Raw genomic sequence first — 22,903 nt, forward strand, 5'->3', positions numbered from 1 at the left:
ATGACAGACACGATGCTCTCGATCCAGCTGTACAGCGTCCGTACGGAGCTCGGGCAGAAGCGGCCCGCGACCCTGCGGCGGCTCGCGGAGCTCGGCTACAGGCGGGTCGAACCCTACGACATCCTCAGCGACCCGGAGAAATTGGCGCGCGACCTCGCCGCCGCGGGTCTCGAGGCGCCGACCGCGCACGTGAAGCTGCTCGATGCACCGATCGACGAGGCGCTCGCCGCGGCGAAGACCGTGGGCGTCGAGACGCTGATCGTGCCCTGGGCCGATCCTGCGCTGTTCGCGGACCGGGCGGGCGTCGAATCGCTCGCCGCGCGGATCAACGCCGCCGCCGAGAGTGCCGCGGCCGAAGGGCGGCGCGTCGGGTACCACAACCACGACTTCGAGTTCTCTACGCTGATCGACGGACGGGCCGCGTGGGAGATCCTCGTGGAGCTGCTCGACGAGCGCGTCGTCCTCCAGGTCGACAGCTACTGGGCGAGCGTCGGTGGAGCCGATGTGTTCGAGCTGCTTCCCCGCCTGGCCTCCCGCATCCGGTTCGTGCATGTGAACGACGAGGAGCCGGAGCCCGACGACCCGCCCACGCTCGGCGTCCCGGTCGTGGGACGGATGAGCGAGGTCACGGTCCTCGCCGCGCGCAGCGTCGAGCTCGTGGTGGTCGAGGTCGTCGTCGACGGCGACCCGCTCCCCGCGGTGGAGCGCAACACCCGCGTCTTCCAGGGGGCGCTCGCGTGACCGGCAGGCCGGTCCGCGTCGGCGTCATCGGGGCGGGCAACATCTCGGACGAATACCTCACCACCCTCACCGCCGCTCCCGGCGTCGAGGTGATCGGGGTCGCCGATCTCGACGAGGAGCGCGCTGCCGCGCAGGCGGCGAAGTACAGTGTGCCCTTCTCCGGCAGCACCGCCGGACTCCTCGCCCTGCCGGAACTCGAGCTCGTCGTGAACCTGACCATCCCCGCGGTGCACGCGCAGGTCGCCCTCGCGGCGATCGCGGCGGGCAAGCACGTGTGGGGCGAGAAGCCGCTCACGCTCGATCGCGCCTCCGCCCGGACCGTGCTCGATGCCGCCGCGGCGGCGGGGGTGCGCGTCGGCAATGCGCCGGACACCGTGCTCGGACGCGGCATCCAGCACTCGCAGCAGCTGATCGCCGAGGGCCGGATCGGCACACCCCAGACCGTGCTCACTCTCATGCAGGGGCCGGGTCCCGACGCGTGGCATCCGCGCCCGGACTTCCTGTTCGCGCGGGGAGCAGGCCCCTTGTTCGACATCGGCCCGTACTACCTCACGACGCTCGCGCTGCTGTTCGGTCCGATCGATACCGTGCAGGCGATGGGCCACCGGGCTTTCGACGTGCGCACCGTGCCGTACGGCGAACGCGCGGGCAACCGCATCCCGGTCGAGGTCTGGACGCACGTGAGCGTGCTCACCCGATTCCGGTCGGGCGTGGTCGGCACCTCGATCTACAGCTTCGATTCGCCCGTGCGGCGGCAGCTGTTCGAGGTCACCGGCTCCGGCGGAACTCTGACCGTGCCGGTGAGCGGATTCGACGGGCCGAGCGTTCTCGTGCCGGCGGGGCAGCCGCGGCCGGAGTCGGTCGAGCTCGTGCCCTCGGGTGCCGACCGGGCGCGCGGCATCGGCGTCGTCGAGATGGCGGAGGCGATCCGCGCCGGGCGGGATCCGCGCGCGAGCGGGCCCCTGGGGTTCCACGTGCTCGACGCGCTGCTGGCCATCGAGGAGTCCATCGACGCGGGCGGGCCGATCGCGGTGGCCAGCGACTTCGACCCCGTGGACGCCCTGGATCCGCAGTGGGGCGCAGGCGCGCCGCCTCTTTGACGGTAACGCTGAGGACTTAGAATGGTCGTTACTGGTATGGTGCACAGGCGCGCTGTACGGCTCGGAACTGTACCGTGCTGAGTGGAACGACACCTCCGAGGGGGCAGGGATGACGAGCATCAGTGAATCGCCGATCCGCGCGGACTATCCTGAGCCGCTGTGGATCCAGGCCGTGAATCTCATCAAGGTCGAGATCTCGTCCGGCCGACTCGCGGAAGGATCGCGGCTGCCTCCTGAGCGCGAACTCTGCACCCAGCTGGGCATCAGTCGGGTGACCCTGCGCAAGGCCCTGCTGCAGCTGGTCGACGAGGGCGTGCTGAGCTCTTCGCACGGCCGCGGCTGGTACGTGGCTTCGGCGCCCGTCGCCAAGGAATGGCCGAACAGCCTCGAGTCCTTCAGCGAGACCGCACGGCGGATGGGCCTCGAGTCGACGTCGATCGTGCTCCGCGCCGAGACCGGGCATGCGAGCCTCGACGAGGCCGAGGCCATCGGAGTCGCGCCGGGAACGCCGATCTTCCGCCTCGACCGCATCCGTCTGCTCGACGCCGTGCCGATCGCCCTCGACGCCTCCGTCGTGCCCGCGGCTCTGCTGCCCGATGTCTCGAAGACCGACTTCGCCGTCGACTCGCTGTACGACCTGCTCGACGAGTCCGGCGCCGGACCCCAGCGCGCCGACAGCACCGTCGAGGCACGAGAAGCCGATGCTCAGGCCGCCGAGGCTCTCGGCGTCCCGGTCGGCAGCCCCCTGCTCGTGATGCGTCAGGTCGCGCACGGCCTCGACGGCCGCGTCGTCGCACTGTCGACCATCCGCTACGTGGGCGAGCGCTACCGGCTGCGCACGGTCTTCACTCGCGGCACCGGCCCCGCGCGCTGACGATCCACCGCCGCGCGCAGGGTCGGGAGGCCGATGTCAGGGCCGAGCGCCGTCGTGCCGCTTCAGCCACTCCAGGATCGCGCGGGTGGTCTCCTCGGGCCGCTCCTGCTGGATCCAGTGGCCGCTGTCGAAGGTGATCTCCTCGACGTTCGGCACGAACTCGGCGAGATTCGGCGACGGCGCCACCGTATCGCGTGCGCCGGACAGCATCAGTGTCGGCTGGTGGATGATCGGATCGACCTCGCCGAGCAGGTGCCAATCCCGGTCGAAGTTGCGGTACCAGTTGATGCCGCCGGTGAAGCCGGTCTTCTCGAAGGTGGCGACGTAGACGGCGAGCTCGTCGGCGCTCAACAGAGGCTCTCCGTGAGGGTCGTCGGACAGCGCGAGCTCGATCATCGCGTTGCCGGGCTGCGGCGCCCGGAGCGGCTCGTCTCTGCGATACAGGTTGCGGATGAACCGCTCGGCATTCGCATCCAGGACCGCATCGGCGACGCCGGGCTGCCGATTGAAGTGCACGAAATAGTAATCGCTGCCGAGCACCTCCTCCATGAACTCGAGCCACGGACGCTCGCCGCGCGCGGGGTAGGGCAGGCTCAGGCAGATCACCTTGTTCACCCTGGTCGGATGCAGCTGGGTGAGGCTCCACACGACCATCGCGCCCCAGTCGTGACCGACGAAGGTCGCGTCCGCGTATCCGTAGTGGTCGAGGAGCGCGACGAGATCGCCGGACAGCTGCGCGACGTCGTAGGCGGTGACCTCGGCTGGGCGTGAGGAGTTGCCGAAGCCGCGCTGGTTGGGGGCGATCACGTGGTAGCCCGCGGCGACCAGAGCGGGCACCTGATGACGCCAGGTGTAGGCGAGATCCGGCCAGCCGTGGCAGAGCACGATAGGTCGCCCGGCGTTCTCCCGGCCGGCTTCGAAGACCTCGAGCGTCACTCCGTCGACGGCGATCATGGTCGGCTCGGGAAAGGGGATGGGGTGTGTCAGTGTGTTCATGCTCTTCACGGTAGGGAGGTATACCGGTCACCTGATGACCGGTTTTTCTGCGAATGTTGTCCTATGCGCAGTGATCGCCTCGTCGCCATCCTCCTCATGCTGCAGCGCCGCGAGCAGGTGACCGCCGCCGAGGTCGCCGCCGAGCTCGAGGTGTCGGAGCGCACCGCGCGGCGCGACCTCGATGCGCTGGCCCAGAGCGGCGTCCCGGTCTACTCGATCCAGGGCAGAGCCGGCGGCTGGCGGCTGCTCGGCGGCGGCCGCACCGACCTGTCGGGGCTGACCGCGAGCGAGACCCGCGCTCTGTTCCTCGTCGCGGGTCCGGCGTCGACCGCGACTCCGGCCGTGAGATCCGCGCTCCGCAAGCTCGTGCGCGCGCTCCCCGAGCCGTTCCGCGACGAGGCCGAGGCCGCGGCGACATCACTGATCCTCGACCCGCGGAACTGGGGCTCGTCCCGAGCGGTCGAGCCGCCCCGTTTTCTCGACGCCCTTCAGGATGCCGTGATCCAGGGCGCGCAGGTGCGCCTCGGGTACGTCGACAGCGAGGGCGCCGAGTCCGAGCGGATCGTCCACCCGCTGGGCATCGTCGCCAAAGGGCCGTCCTGGTATCTCGTCGCCTACACCGAGAGCGGCCGGCGCACCTTCCGGGTCGACCGGGTCCTGTCCGCCGCCCCGACCGATGAACCCGTCGCTCTCCCGGGTGCGGTCGATCTCTCGGAGAGCTGGCGGGAGATATCCGACGACATCGACCGACGGCGCACGAAACCCGTCGAGATCCACGGGACCTGCGCACCCGAGGGCCTCGACCACCTCCGGATCGCGGTCGGCGAGAACCTCGAGACCGGGGGCGTCACCGCCGACGGACGCATCTCCATCGTGATCCGCGGTCCCAGCGAGTATGGGCTCGCGGGACTCCTCTCGGGGCTCGTCGAGTGGCTCGACATCACGGAGCCCGTCGGCGTGCGAAACCACCTCGCGGCCATCGGCGCGGCCCTCACCGCACGGTACGGGGCTCCCGGCGCCTGAGCGATTCGACGTGCCTACAGTCGGTTCGCGAGGAACCACGCGCCGGCGACCGGCGGCTGGTCCAGGAGCACGAATCGCAGATCCGGATGCCGTTCGGCGAGCAGTTCGCGCACGCCGTCCGCGAGTCTCGGCTGCGCGGTGATCACGCCTCCCGCAGCGACGACGGCGTCACCCACGGCGCCGCGCCGGCGCAGCTGATCGATCAGGCGCACGAGGTGCGCCGCACCCGCACGGATCACCTCGGCGGCGAGAGCAGAGCCCCGGTCGGCCGCGCGGAACACCGCGGCGGCGTGCGGTGCCCAGTTCGCCATGGTCGGGTCGTCGTTCACGGCGCGGGCGAGACGCTCGGCATCCGCGACGCCGAAGTCCGCCAGCAGAGCCTGGAGGAGTCCGTCGTCGGGCTCGCCGTCATCGTGCGCGAGCAGCGCGGCCTTCGTGGCCTCACGGACGAGCCCGGCGGCGCCCGCTTCGTCGCCGATGACCCAGCCCCAGCCGCCGGTGACGAAGGAGCGTTCTGCCGCATCCGTCCCCGTGCCGATCGCTCCTGTGCCGGCGATGAGGCCGAGTCCCTGATCGAGTCCGGCGGCAGGCACGAGCAGCGCCGCATCGTTCACGCAGCGCACCTGATGATGCCCCCGCTGCACCAGAGCCTGCTCGAGGTCACGCGCGACGTCGGGATTGTCCAAACCCTGTGCGCCGACCACCAGGGCGCCGATCGTCGACCCGGTCGGCAGGGCGCGGAGCAGCACATCGGCGAGCCAGGCCGCCGCGGCATCCGCCGGTTCGGCATCCCACTCGGCCGAGCTCATCACGACGTCGGCGACACGCACGCCGTCGCGTGTCGTCGCACGCACGGCCGCCTTCGTCCCGCCCACGTCCATGCCCACGATGAGCCCCTCGTGCGGGAAGGAGTCATCGGGTGGAGTCACTGCGCCGCTCCGGATTCCACCTTGATGTCGTCGTTGTGGAACACGAACTCCTCGATCGCCACTCCTCGGGCGTCCGCGACCCGTGCCACGAGGCCCTGCAGGAACAGCGCCTCGAGCACGGCGAGGGCGTTCGACGAGGCCTGCGGCAGACGCACGACCTCGAGGTGGTCAGAGCTCTCCACGTCGTCGGTCGTGACCAGCACGACCCGGTGACCGGCTTCGCTCAATGTGTGCGCGACCCGGCTCTCTCGTTCACCGCCGAACAGCACGTGCGCGCCCTCGCCGGCCGATTCCATGGCGCCGTGCAGGTACCGCCGCGTGCCCATGGCACTGGCGGGGATGCGGGCGACCTCGCGGAACAGCAGCGCGCCGGCCTCGGCCGAACCCGTCGAGGGCCCGGCGCCGACGAAGTCGAGACTCGGCGCGGTGGCGATGAGCTCGGCGGCACGGTCGATCTGCGGGGCGAGCATGGTCTCAGTCTCGCGGAAGAGCGCCGCGAAGTCATGCCACGCCGGGTCGATCTTCCCGCCGGCCCACGCTTCCGAGAGCATGCTCACGGCGACCACCGTCGCGGTGTAGCCGATGGTCGAGGCGTAGCTGTCGGGGATCGACCCCAACCCCACCAGGTGGTTCGCGATGTCGGCGATGGGAGAGGGCGCGGTGTTGACGACGCCGTAGCGGAGCGACGCGGGAATGGTGTCCAGTGCGGCGATGGTCTCGCTGCTGCGACCGCTCTGCGACACGGCGATGACCGGGTGGTCGCCCGTGGCGAGCGGCAGCGGCGTGTCACCGGCATCCAGGCGCCAGGCGGTGATCCCGCGTTCGCGCAGATGCCAGACCGCTGGCGCGGCGGCGGCGAGGCTGGCGCCGATGCCCAGGAAGAGCGGGCCGACCTCACCGAGTGCGCCCTCCGCGGCGAGAGCCTCGACCTGGCTCTCGATGTGCGGGATCGCCGCCGCGAGGGCGTCGGCCTGACCTGCGGTGGCCTCCGCGTAGCTGATGTAACCGTTCATGTCGTTCCTCGTGCTCGTCCGGTCAGTGTCCGGCGTGGTGGTCGTGGTGGCCCGGCGCGCAGTGGTCTGCGGCGGCGGGGATGTCGAGAGCGGGGTTGCGGCCGAAGAAGCCGTGCGGCTTGAGCACGAATCCGCACGTGTCGACCGACATGATCGGCCAGTCCTCGACGCGGGGGAAGTGCGTGAGACCGAACGTGTGCCAGAGCACGATGTCGGTGCCGTCGACCGGCCGGTCCGCGACCACCCACTGCGGGAGGCCCGCGCCGCCGGGGTGCAGGTTGACGAAGTCACCCGCGGGATAGATCTGGTCGGGCTCGTAGGCGGTGACCCAGAGGTGCTTGGTCGTGAAGGTCGCGCGCTTGTGGATGTCAGACTCGCTGTCGGCGAGCAGCAGCGGCTTGCCCTCGGGGTAGAGCACCCAGCCCACGGGCTCGCCGAGGCGGTTCTGCACCTCGGTGTTGCCGATGAACCAGACGCGCCCGGTGAGATTGTCGGCGATGCGCTGCGCCTCCGACTCGGTGCGCAGGCGCGTGACGCTCTGCGTGAAGCCGGTGCCGTGCGGGTTCTGCTCACCGCGCGGAACAGCCACCGCCTCGATCTCGTCGACCGCGTTCGCGAGTCCGTCGACGGCCACGTCGAGTCGCGCGCTGAACAGGTGCTGGTGGTTCGGGGCGCCGAGGCCCGGCGCGACCTCGGTCGCGAACGGATAGCCCTTCCCGGGGTGCGCCGAGGTGAAGACGATCCCGGTGGCCTTCACCTCGAACTCGATCGTGCCGTCGAGGCCGAAGTACCAGTAGAAGCCGTAGTCGTAGTTGCCGACCGTCATGAAGAAGCTGACCACGAGGCGGCGGTTGCGACGCGTCTCGGACGAGCCGTTCCAATTGTCGGAGTGCTTCCAGAGCACTCCGGCGTCCTCCTCGTGGATGCAGATGGCCTGACGCACGATGCGCGCGTCGCCGTCGTTGCCCGCGACCACCGCGTCGAGGTAGGTGATGTCGCCGACACAGTCGCAGCCGAGCTCGAGCGAGTTCGCGAACCCGCCGAACAGGTACTCGCCGCCGTCGAAGAAGTTCTGGAACCAGCGCTGCGGGCTCGGGTCGCCGTAGGGCACGACCATCTCGGCGATCGACGCACGATAGAGCACCGAGCGCTGCGCCTCGCCGTCGGCGATCGAGACGTCATGCAGCACGAGGCCCTCGCGCTGGTCGAAGCCGACCTGCAGGCGCCATCCCGCCCAGTCGAGCACGCCGTTCTCGTCGATCGTGAAGCTCGGTCCCTCCGGCTGCGAGATCTCGATCGGCTTCAGACCGGCGCGATCCGGGCCGCGCCACGAGGCCAGGTGGTAGTTCCCGTCCTCCTGCGGCACCGGGAGGTCGACGTAGTCGATCACGTCGAGCACCTCGCCGGTGACGACGTCGACCATGACGGTCACGCCGTCGACGGGGTGCGCCCAGCCGAGATCGTCCGGCGTGTTCTGCACGAAGGTGAAGCAGCGCTGGATGCGGCGGCCGCGCTCGCCGTCCGCGAGGACGCCGCCCGACAGCGGGTTCACGCGCAGCTTCGAGACGTCGGTCAGACCGCGCTTCGCCATCGCGGCGAGCCACCGCTCGTCCTGATGCACGACCTCTTCGACGTAGCCGAACTCGCGGATCACCACCGGGACCGCACCGTCGACCTCGGGGTCGAGCTCGCGCTCCGAGACGACGGCGCCTGCGGCGGGGTCGACGACGACGTCGTGCGAGCGCCCCGTGACCATGTCGATCAGGAAGCTGCGCACCTGACGCGGCAGACTCTCACCAGCCAGCAGTCGGCGTTTGTCCGGCGCCGTCAGTCCGACGTAGGAGTAGTGCGTGTTCGGGTTCGCGATACCCGCCGCCTCGAGGACCGCGCGGTTGGCGACGATCTCCTCGGCGGTCAGCGTCGCGAGCAGCGCGTGCGCACCGGCGGGCAGTGTGTTCGTCATTCTCGGGTGTCTCCCTGTCTGGTCTGGTCTGGTCGGTCGGTGCTCAGCGCTCGAGGAGCACCGGCTCCCAGGTGCCGGAGCGCATGGCGCGGTAGCAGGCGTCGAGGATGCAGTTCACGATCCAGCCGTCCTCGAAGGTCTCCATGGGCACGGTGCCCGCGGCATAGTGATCGATGAAGTGGCGCATCTGCTGCGAGAACCCGTAGGCGCGCGTCTCCTCCGGGACGGGGTGCACCCAGCCGGTCTCGGCATCCGCCTTCTCGACGAGGTAGCCGACCGGATTTCCGATGAAGCCCCAGACCGGTGTGACGGAGGTGTCGGTGACCAGGCGCCCGGCCGTGCCGGTGAACTCATGGCGCAGCTGCATGCCGCCCTTCTCCGCCCACGACGACTCGATGATCGCCAGCTGGCCGCCGGCGAACTTGAGGAGCGCGACCGCGGTGTCCTCTCCGGTGGTCTTGTCGGAGTGGACCAGGGTCGACCCCCACGCGAAGACCTCGGTGACCGCGTTGTCCTTGCCGAAGAAGTGCCGGGCCGATTCGACCGTGTGGCAGCCCATGTCGAGCAGGGCGCCGCCTCCGGCGGTCTCGGCGTCCCAGAAGTGCGCGGCGTGCGGGCCGGAGTGCGCCTCGCGGGCGCGCATCGTGAGCAGGTCGCCGATGCCGCCTGCCTGGGCCATCTCGTGCGCCTTCTGCACATTGGGGGAGAAGACCGAGCTCTCGGCGTAGCCGTGCCAGACGCCGGCCTCCTCGACGATCCGGAGGATCTCGGCGGCCTCGGCGCCGGTGCGGGCCAGCGGCTTGGTGCAGATGATGCCCTTGCCCGCCGCGGCCGCGATGCGCACGGCCTCGACGTGGGCCTCGTTCGGCAGTGCCACGACGACGACGTCGATCTCGGGATTCGCGCACAGCTCGGCGATGTCGGTGTAGCTGCTCGGGCTGCTCCATCGGGCGGCGAAGTCCGCTGCACGCTCGGGGTTGCGCGAGAAGTTGGCGACGAGGATGCCGTCGCGGACGTCGAGCAGGGAATCGGCGTACGAGTCTGCGATGAACCCGGAGCCGAGGATGCCGACACGAATCACTGGGAGACCTCCTTCAAGGGCTGTTGTCCACAAGATACCACTTGTCTTGAATCTGTCTACTATTTTTCCATACCTCTTGCTACCGCATACAGACCTATATATGCTGACCAGCACCACGCGCCGCCGCAAAGGTGTGGCAGGTCCCCGAAGACCGCGCGTCACTTCAGAGAGAAGGTCATGATGCGCTCAGCCACTGCACCGCTCGCCGCCCTCGCTGTCACCACGCTCGTCCTCGGCCTCGCCGGGTGTGCGACCGGAAGTGGCGGCGAAGACGGGGATTCCGTCACGCTCACCCTCGGCACGTGGCGCACCGAGGACGCCACGATGTGGGAGAACGACATCATCCCCGCGTTCGAGGAGAGCCACCCCGGCATCAAGGTCGAGTACGCCCCGATCGACACGAACGACTACAACGCCGCGATCCAGTCGCAGATCGACGGCGGCACCGGACCCGACGTCATCATGTGCCGTCCGTTCGACGTGAACCGCTCGTGGATCGAGAAGGGATACTTCGAACCGCTCGACGGTCTCGACGCGATCGGCTCCTTCCCGGAGTCGGCGCTCGCCGCATGGGAGGGCGACGACGGAAACCCGTACTGCGTGCCCGTGGCATCCGTCCTCGCCGGCTTCTACTACAACACCGCGATCTTCGACGAGCTGGGACTCGAGGTGCCGAAGACGCAGGACGAGTTCCTCGAGGTGCTCGACGCGATCAAGGAGGACGGCACCTACGCGCCGCTCGCGCTGGGCAGCGCCGACGGCTGGCAGCTGGCCTACAACATGCTCTACCAGGTCGGCCCGAACGCCTGGAAGGGCGAGGAGGGGCGCCTCGGACTCATCGACGGGTCGAAGAAGCTCACCGACCCCGAGTTCGTCGAGGGCTTCCGCGTGTTCGACGCGTTCAAGGACTACCTCCCCAGCGGCTACGAGGCCATCTCCTACGAGGACATGACCCAGCTGTTCACGCTCGGTCAGGCGGCGATCCTGCCCGACGGCTCCTGGCAGATCTCGCAGGTCACCTCGACCGGGTTGGACGTCGGCGTCTTCGGCGCTCCGCCTGCCGAGGAGGGCGGCCAGCGCTACCAGCAGGAGATGGCCGACATGGCCTTCGGCCTGAACGCCTCCGGCAAGAACAAGGAGGCCGCGACCGAGTTCGTCGAGTGGCTCGGCACGAGCGAGTTCCAGCAGCTCTACGTGAACAAGCTGCCGGGCTTCTTCTCGATGGGATCCGAGCCGGTGAAGTACGACAACGCCCTGGCGCAGGACTTCGCCGACCTGAAGGAGGGAGCCGAGCTCACCTCGCGCCTCGCCCTCGACCGTCTGAGCGCCGGCCAGCCGCCGCTGGACGACGAGATCTGGCGGGTCGCCCAGCTCATGTACAACAGCGGGCTCTCGCCTGAGGAGGCCACGGCCGAACTCCAGAAGAGCCTCGAGTCCTGGTACACGCCCACTCCGTGAGGCCCTGCCGGGGGTGGAGCCTCCACCCCCGGCATCCCCTGTTCCGTCGACGGAAAGCACCCCGAATGATCCGCACACCCGCCCGCTATCGCCTGCTGGCGATGTTCGTGCTGCCGGCCCTCGTGGTCTACGTGGCCTTCGCGGTCTACCCCCTGCTGAGCTCGGTCTTCCTGAGCTTCTTCGAGTCCAGCGGGCAGACGAGCGCGTTCGTGGGCGTCGCCAACTATGTCGACCTGTTCACGAACCCGACCACCAGCGCCCGGTTCTGGAACGCCCTCGGCAACAACGTCGAGTTCTTCCTCATCCACCTGCTCGTCGAGCTGCCCGTCGGCCTGCTCATGGCGGCGCTCCTCACGTCGGGCAGGATCCGGCGCTCGGTCGGGGTCTACCGCACATTGCTGTTCGTGCCCGCGACGCTCTCGGTCGTGATCGTCGGCTTCATCTGGCGGCTCATCATCAACCCGCTCTGGGGTGTCGTCGAGGTCCCGCTGCTCGGGCTCGAGGCCACCGCGCTGCCGACGATCTCGCTGATGTCGGTCTGGCAGTACATCGGCATCCCGATGATCTTCCTCTACACCGCTCTCCTCGCCATCCCCGACGACGTGATCGAGGCATCGCGGATCGACGGCGCGGGCGCCTGGACGGCGTTCTGGCGGATCAAGTTCCCGCTGATCGCGCCGCAGTTCGGACTGATCGTGATCCTCACCTACATCTGGACGTTCAACGGGTTCGACATCGTCTACGCCCTGAACGGGTCCGCCCCCGGGCCGAACTACTCGACCGACATCCTCGGCACCTTCTTCTACCGCTCGTTCTTCGGATCCAGCGGCCAGGTCGCCGACCTCGACCTCGGCGCGACCGTCGCGTCGGTGATCTTCGTACTCATCCTCGCGACCACGGCCCTCTACTTCTGGGCCGTGCAGCGCCGGCTGAAGTCCTACGAGCTCTAGGAGCGCAAGATGGCCACCGACACTCTCACCGCCCCTCCGGCCGCCTCCGAGCCGGCGCCCGTCGTCGCGCGCAGGCGGCCGCGCCGCGCCGCCGACGTGTTCGCCGGGGGAGGGGTGCACCTGCTGCTGATCGTGATGGCGATCTTCTCGATCGTGCCGATCCTCATCGTGCTGATGAACTCGTTCAAGACGACGCAGGGCATCTTCGGCTCGCCGTTCGCCCTGCCGGATGCCGAGACGTTCAACCTGCAGGGCTACATCAACGTGTTCACCCGCGGGAACTTCCTGCTCAACTACCAGAACAGCCTGATCGTCACGATCGCCACCATCGTGCTGACCATCGTGCTGGGCACCCTGGCCGCCTGGGCGCTCGTGGAGTACAAGGTGCCCATCACCCCGGTCCTCGCCGGATTCTTCGTGGTCGGCATCATGCTGCCGATCCGCCTGGGCACCGTGCCGCTGATCAAGATCATGACGTCGTGGGCGCTGATGGACACGCTCACCGCCCTGATCCTCGTCTACACGGCTATGCAGCTGCCGCTCGCGATCGCACTGATGACCACCTATTTCCGCGCCGTGCCGACCGAGCTCAAGGAGGCGGCTCGCATCGACGGGGCGGGCGAGTGGCGCACGCTCTCGATCACGCTGCCGATCGTCCGGGTGGGCATCGCCGCCGTCGCATCCATCACGATGCTGCCGGTCTGGAACGACCTGTGGTTCCCGCTGATCCTCGCGCCGAGCAAGGAGAACCAGACCGTGACGCTCGGGGTGCAGCAGTTCGTCGGGCAGTTCCAGAACGACTACCCGGCTCTGCTCGCCTCGCTGACGCTCGGCGCCGTGCCGCTCGTCATCCTCTTCGCCGTCTTCTCCCGGCAGTACATCGCCGGCCTGACCAAGGGCTACGGCAAGTGAGCCGTCCCGTCCGACCTGAAGGAGTCTCACCATGACCATCGCGACCATCGACCCGAGCACCGGCGAGCTGGTGCAGGAGTTCCCGGCGCACACCGCGGCGCAGGTGGAGGAGATCCTGTCGAGGGCGGATGCCGCGAACGCGCTCATGGCGCGCTTGACCTTCGCCGAGCGCGCGGAGTGGATGCGACGTGCCGCAGATCTGCTCGACGCCGACCTGGAGCACGCCGCGGGCCTCGCGGTCCTCGAGATGGGCAAGACCCTCGGCACGGCGAAGTACGAGGTGACCAAGTCGGCGAACGGCATGCGCTGGTACGCCGACCACGCGGAGGAGTACCTCGCCGCGGAGGAGCCCGTGCCCGCGGCATCCGTCGGGGCGTCGGCGGCGCGCGTCGAGTTCCAGCCGCTGGGCACCGTGCTCGCGGTGATGCCGTGGAACTATCCCTTCTGGCAGGTCATCCGCTTCGCCGCCCCGGCGCTGATGGCCGGCAACACCGGGCTGCTCAAGCACGCGTCGAGCGTGCCGCAGACCGCGCTGTACCTGGGTGAGCTGTTCGCGCGGGCGGGATTCCCGGCCGGAGCCTTCCAGACGCTGCTGATCGAGGGGGCTGCGGCATCCGCTCTGCTCGACGATCGTCGCATCCGTGCGGTGACGCTGACGGGGTCGGTCGGCGCCGGTGCGGCAGTGGCCGCGGCCGCGGGACGCAACATCAAGAAGAGCGTGCTGGAGCTCGGCGGGACGGATGCCTTCGTCGTCATGCCGTCGGCCGACATCGCGCGCTCCGCCAGGATGGGCGCGGCCTCGCGCACGCAGAACAGCGGGCAGTCGTGCATCTGCGCCAAGCGGTTCTTCGTGCACGCCGACGTCTACGACGAGTGGCTCGAGGCGTTCGTGGGCGAGATGAGCGCGACGACCTTCGGCGACCCGCGGGAGGAGGGCACCGGCTTCGGCCCGATGGCGACCGCGCAGGTGCGGGCCGATGCGCACGAGCTGGTGGCGGATGCCGTCGCCCAGGGTGTGACGGTCCGGACGGGCGGTGAGCTGCCCGAGGGCCCCGGCTGGTTCTATCCGGCGACCGTGCTGACCGAGGTGACGCCCGAGATGCGCATCTTCCGCGAGGAGTGCTTCGGCCCCGTGGCCTGCGTGTACAAGGTGGCTTCGATCGATGAGGCGATCACTGCGGCGAACGACTCCGACTTCGGGCTGGCGGCCGGTGTCTGGTCGGCAGACGCCGATGAGATCGCCCGACTGCAGCGCGAGCTGGAGTTCGGCAGTGTCTTCGCCAACGGCAACTCCGCCTCGTTCTTCGGCCTGCCGTTCGGCGGTGTGAAGGACTCGGGGTACGGACGCGAGCTCGGCTCGTTCGGCATCCGCGAGTTCGTGAACGCGAAGACGGTGTGGACGGCCTGACGCTGACGGCGTCCGCGGCGGCGTCCGTCGGTGCGTCTTCGCGCACCGGCGCCGTCCGGCATCTGGCGGCCGGGGCGGGGATGCTCGCCCTGATGGCACCCGCGCTGCTGCTCGGTCACGCCTCGCTGGCAGGCATCGGTGTGACGCTCGCGTTCTTCGCGTGGGCGACGGTCGCCGCCGTCCACGCTCGTCGCCGGAATCGGGTGGGGCCATGCGGAGGGGCGGTCGGGGACCCGTTCGCGATGGGGCTGATGATGGCCGTCCCGTACCTCGCACTCGGCTTCGGCGGGCACGCGCACGGTACGGGTGCCGACGTCGGCTCGACCGGGACCGTGGCGGTGGCGGTCATCGGCCTGTTCATCGTCGCCGGCTGGACGGCGCTGCGCGCGGGTGCGGCGAGGGCGGACCGCGCGGGGCGGTTCGGCTTCTGGTCGTGCCTCCTGATGATGCTCGGGATGCTGGCCGCCATGAGCATCCCGTCGTGATGGCGTGAGTCATTCCGCCCTCTCCTCTCCGAGCACCTCGAACAGGCTCGAGAAGCCCTGATCGCCGTGGCCGTCGGCGATGCGCCGATCCATCAGCCGCTTGACCTCCCGCATCCGCACGGCGTCGACGCCGAGGGAGTCGCGATGGCTGATCAGATCGTCCATCAGGGCGGCCTGCACGTCGAGCGAGCCGAGGTCCGGTCCGTACTCGCCGCTCGCGACCGCGGCGCCGAAGGCATTCACGAGCGGTGCGTAGCCGCCGATCGAGCCGGCGACTCTCTCCGCGAAGGCGGCGACGTCGACGCCTTCCGCTCGCACGAGGTCGAAGGTGTGCAGGAGCCCGATGAGGAACTCGTAGCCGACCGCCACCTGTGCCATGAACTCCACCCCGGCGAGCCCCGGGTCCTCGCCGTAGTAGGCGACGGTGCCGAGCTGCTCCAGCATCGGTCGGTGCGCCTCCCAGGCGTCGCGGTCGCCGCTGAACGAGAGCAACATGGTCGGGGTGCCGATGTACGGCGGGTCGCCCATGAGCCCGCCGTCGACGTACGTCGCGCCCTGTCCGTGCGCCCACTCCGCGATGCTGCGCGCCTGAGCGGGCGAGCCGCTGGTGACGTTCACGAGCACGCGCCCTGCGACGGCGCCCGCGATCGTCTCCCGCACCGCATCGACGGCGGTGCTGTCGAGCAGGCACAAGATGACGAGCGGGCTCGCTGCGACGGCATCCGACGCGGTCTTCGCCACCGCGGCACCCGCCGCGGCCAGGGGGTCGGCCCTGCTCGCCGTGCGGTTCCAGACCGTCGTGCGGTACCCGCGATCGAGGAGGGTCTTCGCGATCGCGGACCCCATGTTCCCGAGACCGATCACCGTGACCTGGCTGTTCGTCGTCATGATGTCGTTCTCCCTCCGTTCGTGGTCGCGTCGGTCGACTGCTCGTCGTCGGACCTCAGCCCGATGCCCCAGCTCGCGCCGCGAGCGATGAAGACCCCGATCACGGTGACGCCGGCGAACGCCAGCATGAGCAGCCGCGCCGATCCGACGATGTCGGGCATGGCGAGGTTGACGAGCACTCCGGCCATCGCCGCGCTGAACGCGCTCGCGATGATGAACACGGTGTTCACCGCGGCCGCCGCCTTGGCGCCCTCCTCCTCGCCCGACGTGCTGCCGAGCGCTGCGACCGTCAGATGCGGGAAGCCCAGACCGATTCCGGCGCCCGCGACGAACAGCGTCAGGAACCACAGCACGATGACGAGGGTCGACGGTCCCTCGTGCTGGAGCAGACCGTAGGCCGCGAGGCCGATCGCGACCACCGGCGGGCCGAGGACGATGAGCGCGCGCCGGGATCGGATGCCGGACGCGTTGGACGTGAAGATCTGCGTGATCGACCAGCCGAGCGAGAGAGCCGCTCCCAGGAAGCCGGCGACGAACGGCGCCAGCCCGCCGATCTCCTGGCCGAACAGCGGGATGAACGCCTCGGTGCCGATCGCGAAGGCCAGCACGGCGACGGTGAGGTAGACCCAGCCGAGCGAGGAGCCGTGGGCGAACGTCACGCGGGGGAGGATGCCGCGGCTGCCGCGCTTCTCGTGACGCAGGAACCACAGGCCGAGGACCACACCGACGACGAGGGCGGCTGCCGTGGCGAGACCGGCCGGGACCACGCTCGCGATCCCGACGGCGGCGACCCCGCCGGACAGGAGGACGAGCGAGAGCCAGGGGATCGACTCGCTGGAGCGGGCCCGCGCCGTCCTCGGCAGTGCACGGACCACGACGATCCCGATGAGTGCGGCGACGACGGCGAGCCCGATGAAGGTGACGCGCCAGGCATCCAGCTGCGCGAAGACGCCCCCGACCACCGGGCCGACGATGTTGCCGACGCCCCACATCGCCGACACCAGTGCGGCCCCCCGTGCCCACAGGCGCTCGGGCAGTGCCCGCTGGATGAGGGCATAGCCGAGGCCGGCCAGCAGTCCGCCGCCGAGACCCTGCACCGCGCGACCGAAGAGCAGCGCCGACATCCACGGGCTCGCCGCGCACAGCAGCGAACCGAGCGCGAACAGTCCCAGCGCCAGCAGGTAGGCCCGTACGGCGCCCTGCTGTGTGAGGATCCTGCTCACCAGCATCGAGCTGACCACCGAGGCCAGCAGGAAGGTCATCATGGTCCACGCGTAGAACTCGGCTCCGCCGATGTCGCCGACGATCGTGGGGAGGAGGCTCGTCGTGAGGTACACGTTGCTCGCCTCGAGCAGCACTCCACCGGCGAGCACGGAGGCGACGGGGGCGTAGCGGCTGCCGAGCAGCTCGCGCCAGGTGCCGCCGGCCGCGGTCTTGTCTGAGGTCTGCGTCATCGATCGTTCCTTCTCGGCGTCGGAGGGAGGCGATGGGCCTCCGCGGCGCCGATTGCCGGCGACCTTTCGTCACCGTATGACCTCAAGTAAGGTTGAGGTCAAGGGAAGGTCGAGATGTCTCTGGAACCCGATGATCTGCTCGCCATCGGCGAGGTCACGCAGCGCACCGGCGTGCCGGCATCCGCTCTGCACTTCTACGAGCAGCTCGGCCTCATCGCCTCGACGCGCACCCCGGGGAATCAGCGCCGGTATCGCCGCCACATGCTGCGGCGCGTCTCTCTGATCGTCGTGGCGAAGCGGCTCGGCATCCCGTTGAGCGATGTGCAGGACGTCTTCGAGAGCCTGCCGCTCGACGACCCGCCCTCGCAGCGCGACTGGCAGCGGGTCGCGAAGCTCTGGCGCACGCAGCTCGAGCTGCGGCGCACGCAGCTCGACCATCTGCAGCGCGAGCTCACCGGCTGCATCGGGTGCGGGTGCCTCTCGCTCAAGGCGTGCCGGCTGCTCAACCCGGAGGACGCGCTCGGCGTCGACGGGCCGGGGCCGCGTCGCATCTGACGCGGGCCCGGCCTGGGGATGCCGGCGTCTAGGCCTGGACGGAGTGGGCCGCCGCGTGCGTGGACACCCGCGGCCTTCTCATCGCCATGGCCGTGACCACGGCTCCGATCACGGCGAGGAGCGCCGCGCCGATGAAGGCGGCGGAGTACCCCTGGGTCAGTTCCACGCGAGACGGATCTGTGCCGGAGGCACCGGAGACGACGGCCGTGAGGACGGCGAGTCCGAGTGCGGAACCGATCTGGTAGTTGGTGCTCACGAGCCCGGAAGCCACGCCCGTCTCCGCCGGCGGTGCGGCGTTGATGGCGGTGCCGAGCGAGGGGACGAAGGCCAGCGACATGCCGAGAGCGGCCACGAGCGAGGCGGGCAGCACGTCGACCGCGTAGGTGCCGTCCGGACGGACGAAGGCGAGCCATGCGAGCCCCGCCGCCAGGAGGAGGAGGCCGCTGACGATCAGCGCCTTCGCGCCGAACCTCTCCTGCAGCCGTGGTGCGAGCGCGACCATCGCAAGGACGACCAGGCCGGTCATCGGCAGGAGCGCGGCGCCGGCGGCGAAGGCGCTCGCGCCGAGCACCTGCTGCAGGTACAGGTTCAGGAAGAACCACATCGAGACCCAGGCCGCGCCCAGCAGCAGCTGTGCGCCGTTGGCTGCTCCGAGCATCGGAGCGCGCAGCAGGCCGAGTCGAAGGAGCGGGTTTCTGCTCCGGACCTGGATGAGGAAGAAGATCGCCAGCAGCACGATGCCTCCTGTCAGAAGGCCCAGCGTGGACCAGGTGAGCCAGCCGACCTCCGGCGCGTTGACCACGGCGTAGACGACGGCGGCGAGCCCGCCGGTCACGGTGAGCGCGCCGACGATGTCGATCGATCCCGACGGCTTGCGGACGGTCCGGGGGAGCGAGGTCGCCGTGAACGCGAGCACGAACAGCGCTATCGGGACGGTGACGTAGAACACCCACGGCCAGCTCACGTATTCGGTGAGAACGCCGCCGAGGAAGACCCCGGCCGTTCCGCCGATCGGGGCCGCAGCGCCGTACACGGCGAACGCCTTGGGCAGGTCGGGGGTGCCGCCGAAGAGCATCATCAGCAGGGTCAGCGCGGCGGGGGCGATGAGTGCGGAACCGGCCCCCTGGATGGCGCGACCGGTGATCTCGAGCCCGATGGTCCCGGCGGCTCCCGCGAGGATCGACCCGGCGATCAGGACGATCCAGCCGAGCACGAAGATCTTGCGGGCGCCGAAGACGTCGGCGAGACGACCGCCGAGGAGGAGCAGGCCGCCGAAGGCGACCACGTAGGCGTTGAAGACCCACGAGAGCGACTCCGGGGTGAAGCCGAGCTCGCGTTGGATGTCGGGAAGGGCGACGCCGATGATCGAGGTGTCCATGATGACGACGAACTGCGCCGTGGCTATCAGCACCAGGCCGAGCCAGCGCTTCGCCGGTGCGAGGGGCGGATGGGACATGTGATTCCTCCTGACGGGTGAGCCCGGTGGTCGGGCGAGAGGTAGCATATACCCCCGTGGGGTATTCGAGTCGAACTGGCGGAATACCCAGGTGGGGTATACGGTTGAGACAGATACCCAGCCCGGGTATCCACGGAGATGAGGATGAGGACATGGCGACGAACGAGTACCAGGTGACGGGCATGACGTGCGGGCACTGCGAGATGTCGGTGCGCGAAGAGGTCGGACAGATCGCCGGCGTCGAGGGCATCCAGGTGAGCGCGAAGACCGGGTTGCTGGAGGTCACCGCCTCGGACGCGATCGACGACGCGCAGATCCTCGCGGCGGTCAAGGAGGCCGGCTACTCGGCGGTACGGGCGTCATGAAGACCGGCGCACGTCTCGCCCTGTACGGGCTCGGACTGATCGCCGCCTTCGGCGGTGCCTTCGGCATCGCCGCAGCGGTGGTTCCCGACGACGTGGTCGCCGGATGGCAGAAGGGAAGCGAGATGAACGGGCATGACGAGGGACACGAGTCCGGGGAGACGGCATCGACGGCCGTCGCCACGGCTCTGAAGGGCCTCGCGCTCAGCATCGACGGCTACGTGCTGTCGCCGATCGAAGCGCCGACGGTCGTCGGCGAGGCCGGGGAGCTGAGCTTCTGGATCCAGGATGCCGCCGGCGAACCCGTGACGGCGTACACGACCGCGCACGACAAGGACCTGCACCTGATCGTCGCCCGATCGGACGGCAGCGGGTTCCAGCATGTGCACCCGGTGCTCGACGAGGCCACGGGCACGTGGTCGCTCCCGTGGGAGTGGGCGGCCGCAGGAACCTATCGCGTGTTCGCCGACTTCACGCCGGGCGGCGCGGACGCAGCGAACCTCACACTCTCGCGCACCGTCCAGGTGGCGGGCGAGTTCGTTCCCGTCGAGACGCAGCCGAGCCTGGTCTCCGAGGTCGACGGCTTCACCGTCTCCCTCGAAGGAGACGTGGTCGCAGGGTCCGCGAGCGAACTGACCATCACCATCGCGCGTGACGGCGAGCCCGTCACGACCTTGGAGCCGTATCTGGGAGCGTTCGGCCACCTCGTCGCCCTGCGCGAGGGCGACCTCGCCTTCCTGCACGTGCACGCCGAGGGCGACGAGCCCGCGGCCGGCGACACCGCGGGACCTGCGATCGTGTTCTTCGCCGAGGCCCCGACCGCGGGACGCTATCTGCTGTACCTGGACTTCCAGGTCGACGGTGTCGTCCGCACGGCCGAGTTCGTCGTCGACGCGGCGCACGGCGATGGCGAGTCCCACACCGGCGACTCGCACTGACGTCGCACCCGCATCAGCATCCGTATCGAGAAGAAGGAAAGAGCACGATGAGCACCTCAGTGCCCCAGGCGGCCGGATCCGGCGTCGAGCTGGAGATCGGCGGGATGACGTGCGCCTCCTGCGCGATGCGGATCGAGAAGAAGCTCAACAAGCTCGACGGCGTCACGGCGACCGTGAACTACGCGACCGAGAAGGCGAAGGTCACGGTGCCGGAGGGGTACGACCCCGCCGCCCTGATCGCCGAGGTCGAGAAGACCGGCTACACGGCCGTCCTGCCCGCGCCCAAGGGTGAGAGGAAGACGGTCGGCGACGTCGATGACTCGGATCCGGAGCTGCGCTCGCTGCGCAACCGACTGATCGGGTCGATCGTGCTGACGGTGCCGGTCATCGCGATGGCGATGATCCCCGCTCTGCAGTTCACCTACTGGCAGTGGGCGTCGCTCGCGCTCGCCGCACCGGTGATCGTCTGGGCGGCATGGCCGTTCCACCGCGCCGCATGGATGAACCTGCGCCATGGCGCGGCGACGATGGACACGCTCATCTCGATGGGCACCTCGGCCGCGTTCCTCTGGTCGCTGTACGCGCTGTTCTTCGGCACGGCGGGAACCCCGGGGATGACGCACCCGTTCGAGTTCGCGCTGGCGCCATCGGACGGCGCCGCGAACATCTACCTCGAGGTCGGCGCGGGCGTGACGATGTTCATCCTCGCCGGGCGCTACTTCGAGAAGCGCTCGAAGAAGCAGGCGGGGGCCGCGCTGCGCGCGCTGCTCGAGCTCGGCGCCAAGGACGTCTCGATCGTGCGCGACGGAATCGAGGGCAGGATCCCCGTCGAGGACCTCCGCGTCGGCGATGAGTTCATCGTGCGTCCCGGCGAGAAGATCGCCACCGACGGCGTCGTGGTGTCCGGCACCTCGGCTGTCGACGCCTCCATGCTCACCGGGGAGTCCGTTCCCGTCGAGGTCGCGTCGGGGGACGCGGTCACCGGTGCCACCACGAACGTCGGGGGACGGCTCGTGGTGCGGGCGACACGGATCGGGTCCGACACGCAGCTGGCGCAGATGGCCCGGCTCGTCGAAGACGCGCAGACCGGCAAGGCCGAGGTGCAGCGCCTCGCCGACCGGATCTCCGGGATCTTCGTGCCGATCGTGATCGTCATCGCGGTCGCGGCACTCGGGGGCTGGTTGGGAGCCGGCTTCCCGGTGACGGCGGCGTTCACCGCAGCGGTCGCCGTGCTCGTGATCGCGTGCCCGTGCGCCCTGGGGCTGGCGACGCCGACGGCGCTGCTGGTCGGAACCGGTCGCGGCGCGCAGATGGGCATCCTCATCAAGGGCCCGGAGGTTCTGGAATCCACTCGCATGGTCGACACCGTCGTGCTCGACAAGACGGGGACCGTCACCAGCGGGAAGATGACGATGGTCGATGTCGTCGTCGAGACGGGCGTGGACCGCGCTGAGCTGCTGCGGTTGGCCGGCGCCCTGGAGGATGCCTCGGAGCACCCCATCGCGCAGGCCATCGCCAAGGCCGCGACCCAGGAGGTCGGGGCGCTGGCAGCACCCGAGGACTTCGCGAACATCGAGGGCAAGGGTGTGCAGGGAGTCGTCGACGGGCACGCGGTGCTCGTGGGGAGGGCGTCCCTGCTGGCGGAGTGGTCGCAGCACCTGAGCCCGGAGATCGCGCAGGCGAAGGCGGATGCCGAGAGCCAGGGCAAGACCGTCGTGGCCGTGGGGTGGGACGGCCAGGCTCGCGGCATCCTCGTCGTTGCCGACACCGTGAAGCCGACCAGTGCCGAGGCGATCGCGAGGTTCAAGGAACTGGGTCTGACCCCGGTCCTGCTCACCGGAGACAACGAGGCGGTCGCGCGGCAGATCGCCACCGAGGTGGGCATCGACGAGGTCATCGCCGAGGTGCTCCCTGCCGACAAGGTCGACGTCGTCCGCCGCCTTCAGAGCGAGGGCAAGGTCGTCGCGATGATCGGCGACGGTGTCAATGACGCCCCCGCCCTCGCGCAGGCCGACCTCGGCCTGGCGATGGGAACCGGGGCGGATGTCGCGATCGAGGCATCCGACATCACGCTCGTGCGGGGTGACCTGCGCAGCGCCGTCGACGCGATCCGCCTGTCCCGGAAGACGCTCGGAACCATCAAGACGAACCTGTTCTGGGCGTTCGCGTACAACGTCGCGGCGATCCCCGTCGCGGCCCTCGGGATGCTGAACCCGATGCTCGCGGGCGCGGCGATGGCGCTCTCCAGTGTCTTCGTCGTCGGAAACAGCCTGCGCCTGCGCGGGTTCAGGAGCGTCGCGCGGAGCTGAGCGAGCTT

21 protein-coding genes are annotated in these 22,903 nt (G+C 69.6%); 13 read left to right on the forward strand and 8 right to left on the reverse strand.

The annotated features are described in order from the left end of the window. From MRBLWH11_RS06330 to MRBLWH11_RS06340, 3 genes are all read left to right on the forward strand, one after another. Complete coding sequence (locus MRBLWH11_RS06330; RefSeq protein WP_341947172.1) at positions 1 to 741, forward strand: TIM barrel protein; 741 nt, start codon at positions 1 to 3, stop codon at positions 739 to 741. Continuing rightward, positions 738 to 1,841: a Gfo/Idh/MocA family oxidoreductase gene (locus MRBLWH11_RS06335; protein ID WP_341947173.1), complete on the forward strand. Its 1,104-nt coding sequence runs from the start codon at positions 738 to 740 to the stop codon at positions 1,839 to 1,841. The genes MRBLWH11_RS06330 and MRBLWH11_RS06335 overlap by 4 nt, the downstream gene beginning before the upstream one ends. Positions 1,842 to 1,950: 109 nt before the next feature. Further along, positions 1,951 to 2,715, forward strand: a complete 765-nt coding sequence (locus MRBLWH11_RS06340; protein ID WP_116633600.1) for a GntR family transcriptional regulator — start codon at positions 1,951 to 1,953, stop codon at positions 2,713 to 2,715. Positions 2,716 to 2,751: 36 nt separating this feature from the next. Here MRBLWH11_RS06340 and MRBLWH11_RS06345 read toward each other — a convergent pair whose 3' ends face one another. Next, positions 2,752 to 3,711, reverse strand: a complete 960-nt coding sequence (locus tag MRBLWH11_RS06345; RefSeq protein WP_341947174.1) for an alpha/beta hydrolase — start codon at positions 3,709 to 3,711, stop codon at positions 2,752 to 2,754. Between the two features lie 63 nt (positions 3,712 to 3,774). On the opposite strand from MRBLWH11_RS06345, the gene MRBLWH11_RS06350 reads away from it, so the two are divergent. Next, complete coding sequence (locus MRBLWH11_RS06350; RefSeq protein ID WP_341947175.1) at positions 3,775 to 4,734, forward strand: WYL domain-containing protein; 960 nt, start codon at positions 3,775 to 3,777, stop codon at positions 4,732 to 4,734. 14 nt (positions 4,735 to 4,748) lie between these two features. On the opposite strand, the gene MRBLWH11_RS06355 is transcribed toward MRBLWH11_RS06350, so the two are convergent. From MRBLWH11_RS06355 to MRBLWH11_RS06370, 4 genes are read right to left on the reverse strand one after another with little or no spacing between them, the layout of a single operon-like run. After that, positions 4,749 to 5,663, reverse strand: coding sequence for a BadF/BadG/BcrA/BcrD ATPase family protein (locus tag MRBLWH11_RS06355; RefSeq protein WP_341947176.1), 915 nt, complete (start codon positions 5,661 to 5,663; stop codon positions 4,749 to 4,751). Continuing rightward, positions 5,660 to 6,676, reverse strand: coding sequence for an SIS domain-containing protein (locus tag MRBLWH11_RS06360; RefSeq protein WP_341947177.1), 1,017 nt, complete (start codon positions 6,674 to 6,676; stop codon positions 5,660 to 5,662). Before MRBLWH11_RS06360 ends, MRBLWH11_RS06355 begins: the two co-directional genes overlap by 4 nt. 22 nt (positions 6,677 to 6,698) lie before the next feature. Continuing rightward, positions 6,699 to 8,639: a primary-amine oxidase gene (locus MRBLWH11_RS06365; protein ID WP_116633603.1), complete on the reverse strand. Its 1,941-nt coding sequence runs from the start codon at positions 8,637 to 8,639 to the stop codon at positions 6,699 to 6,701. A gap of 43 nt (positions 8,640 to 8,682) precedes the next feature. Continuing rightward, the gene (locus MRBLWH11_RS06370) at positions 8,683 to 9,720 is read right to left on the reverse strand and encodes a Gfo/Idh/MocA family oxidoreductase (RefSeq protein ID WP_341947179.1); all 1,038 of its coding nucleotides are present in this window, start codon (positions 9,718 to 9,720) and stop codon (positions 8,683 to 8,685) included. Positions 9,721 to 9,900: 180 nt separating this feature from the next. Between MRBLWH11_RS06370 and MRBLWH11_RS06375 the strand changes: the two genes are divergently transcribed. From MRBLWH11_RS06375 to MRBLWH11_RS06395, 5 genes are all read left to right on the forward strand, one after another. Then, on the forward strand, positions 9,901 to 11,178 hold the full coding sequence (locus MRBLWH11_RS06375) for an ABC transporter substrate-binding protein (RefSeq protein ID WP_165807972.1): 1,278 nt from the start codon (positions 9,901 to 9,903) through the stop codon (positions 11,176 to 11,178). A 65-nt stretch (positions 11,179 to 11,243) separates the two neighbouring features. Further along, complete coding sequence (locus MRBLWH11_RS06380) at positions 11,244 to 12,128, forward strand: sugar ABC transporter permease (RefSeq protein ID WP_116633606.1); 885 nt, start codon at positions 11,244 to 11,246, stop codon at positions 12,126 to 12,128. A 9-nt stretch (positions 12,129 to 12,137) separates the two neighbouring features. Further along, the gene (locus tag MRBLWH11_RS06385) at positions 12,138 to 13,040 is read left to right on the forward strand and encodes a carbohydrate ABC transporter permease (RefSeq protein WP_116633607.1); all 903 of its coding nucleotides are present in this window, start codon (positions 12,138 to 12,140) and stop codon (positions 13,038 to 13,040) included. Between the two features lie 31 nt (positions 13,041 to 13,071). Next, a complete protein-coding gene (locus MRBLWH11_RS06390; RefSeq protein WP_341947180.1) occupies positions 13,072 to 14,448 on the forward strand; it encodes an aldehyde dehydrogenase family protein in 1,377 nt (458 codons plus the stop codon). Then, a complete protein-coding gene (locus tag MRBLWH11_RS06395; protein WP_341947181.1) occupies positions 14,436 to 14,933 on the forward strand; it encodes a hypothetical protein in 498 nt (165 codons plus the stop codon). The genes MRBLWH11_RS06390 and MRBLWH11_RS06395 overlap by 13 nt, the downstream gene beginning before the upstream one ends. A 9-nt stretch (positions 14,934 to 14,942) precedes the next feature. On the opposite strand, the gene MRBLWH11_RS06400 is transcribed toward MRBLWH11_RS06395, so the two are convergent. Both MRBLWH11_RS06400 and MRBLWH11_RS06405 read right to left on the reverse strand, forming a co-directional pair. Then, positions 14,943 to 15,893: an NAD(P)-binding domain-containing protein gene (locus MRBLWH11_RS06400; protein ID WP_341947810.1), complete on the reverse strand. Its 951-nt coding sequence runs from the start codon at positions 15,891 to 15,893 to the stop codon at positions 14,943 to 14,945. Beyond that, positions 15,818 to 17,275 (reverse strand): MFS transporter, encoded by a 1,458-nt coding sequence (locus MRBLWH11_RS06405; RefSeq protein ID WP_341947182.1) that lies wholly within the window; start codon positions 17,273 to 17,275, stop codon positions 15,818 to 15,820. The genes MRBLWH11_RS06400 and MRBLWH11_RS06405 overlap by 76 nt, the downstream gene beginning before the upstream one ends. A gap of 114 nt (positions 17,276 to 17,389) precedes the next feature. On the opposite strand from MRBLWH11_RS06405, the gene soxR reads away from it, so the two are divergent. Next, a complete protein-coding gene (gene soxR, locus MRBLWH11_RS06410; RefSeq protein WP_116633612.1) occupies positions 17,390 to 17,830 on the forward strand; it encodes a redox-sensitive transcriptional activator SoxR in 441 nt (146 codons plus the stop codon). A gap of 28 nt (positions 17,831 to 17,858) precedes the next feature. Here the strand turns inward: soxR and MRBLWH11_RS06415 are convergent, their stop codons facing one another. Further along, positions 17,859 to 19,286 carry an MFS transporter gene (locus MRBLWH11_RS06415; RefSeq protein WP_341947183.1) on the reverse strand — a complete coding sequence of 476 codons (1,428 nt, stop codon included), beginning with the start codon at positions 19,284 to 19,286 and terminating at the stop codon, positions 17,859 to 17,861. Between the two features lie 152 nt (positions 19,287 to 19,438). On the opposite strand from MRBLWH11_RS06415, the gene MRBLWH11_RS06420 reads away from it, so the two are divergent. From MRBLWH11_RS06420 to MRBLWH11_RS06430, 3 genes are read left to right on the forward strand one after another with little or no spacing between them, the layout of a single operon-like run. Next, on the forward strand, positions 19,439 to 19,651 hold the full coding sequence (locus MRBLWH11_RS06420) for a heavy-metal-associated domain-containing protein (protein ID WP_116633613.1): 213 nt from the start codon (positions 19,439 to 19,441) through the stop codon (positions 19,649 to 19,651). Beyond that, positions 19,648 to 20,586 (forward strand): heavy-metal-associated domain-containing protein, encoded by a 939-nt coding sequence (locus tag MRBLWH11_RS06425; RefSeq protein ID WP_341947184.1) that lies wholly within the window; start codon positions 19,648 to 19,650, stop codon positions 20,584 to 20,586. Before MRBLWH11_RS06420 ends, MRBLWH11_RS06425 begins: the two co-directional genes overlap by 4 nt. Positions 20,587 to 20,633: 47 nt before the next feature. After that, complete coding sequence (locus MRBLWH11_RS06430; protein WP_341947185.1) at positions 20,634 to 22,895, forward strand: heavy metal translocating P-type ATPase; 2,262 nt, start codon at positions 20,634 to 20,636, stop codon at positions 22,893 to 22,895. Positions 22,896 to 22,903 lie beyond the last annotated feature (8 nt).

It is taken from the genome of Microbacterium sp. LWH11-1.2, from assembly GCF_038397745.1.
Classification (GTDB): Bacteria; Actinomycetota; Actinomycetes; order Actinomycetales; family Microbacteriaceae; genus Microbacterium.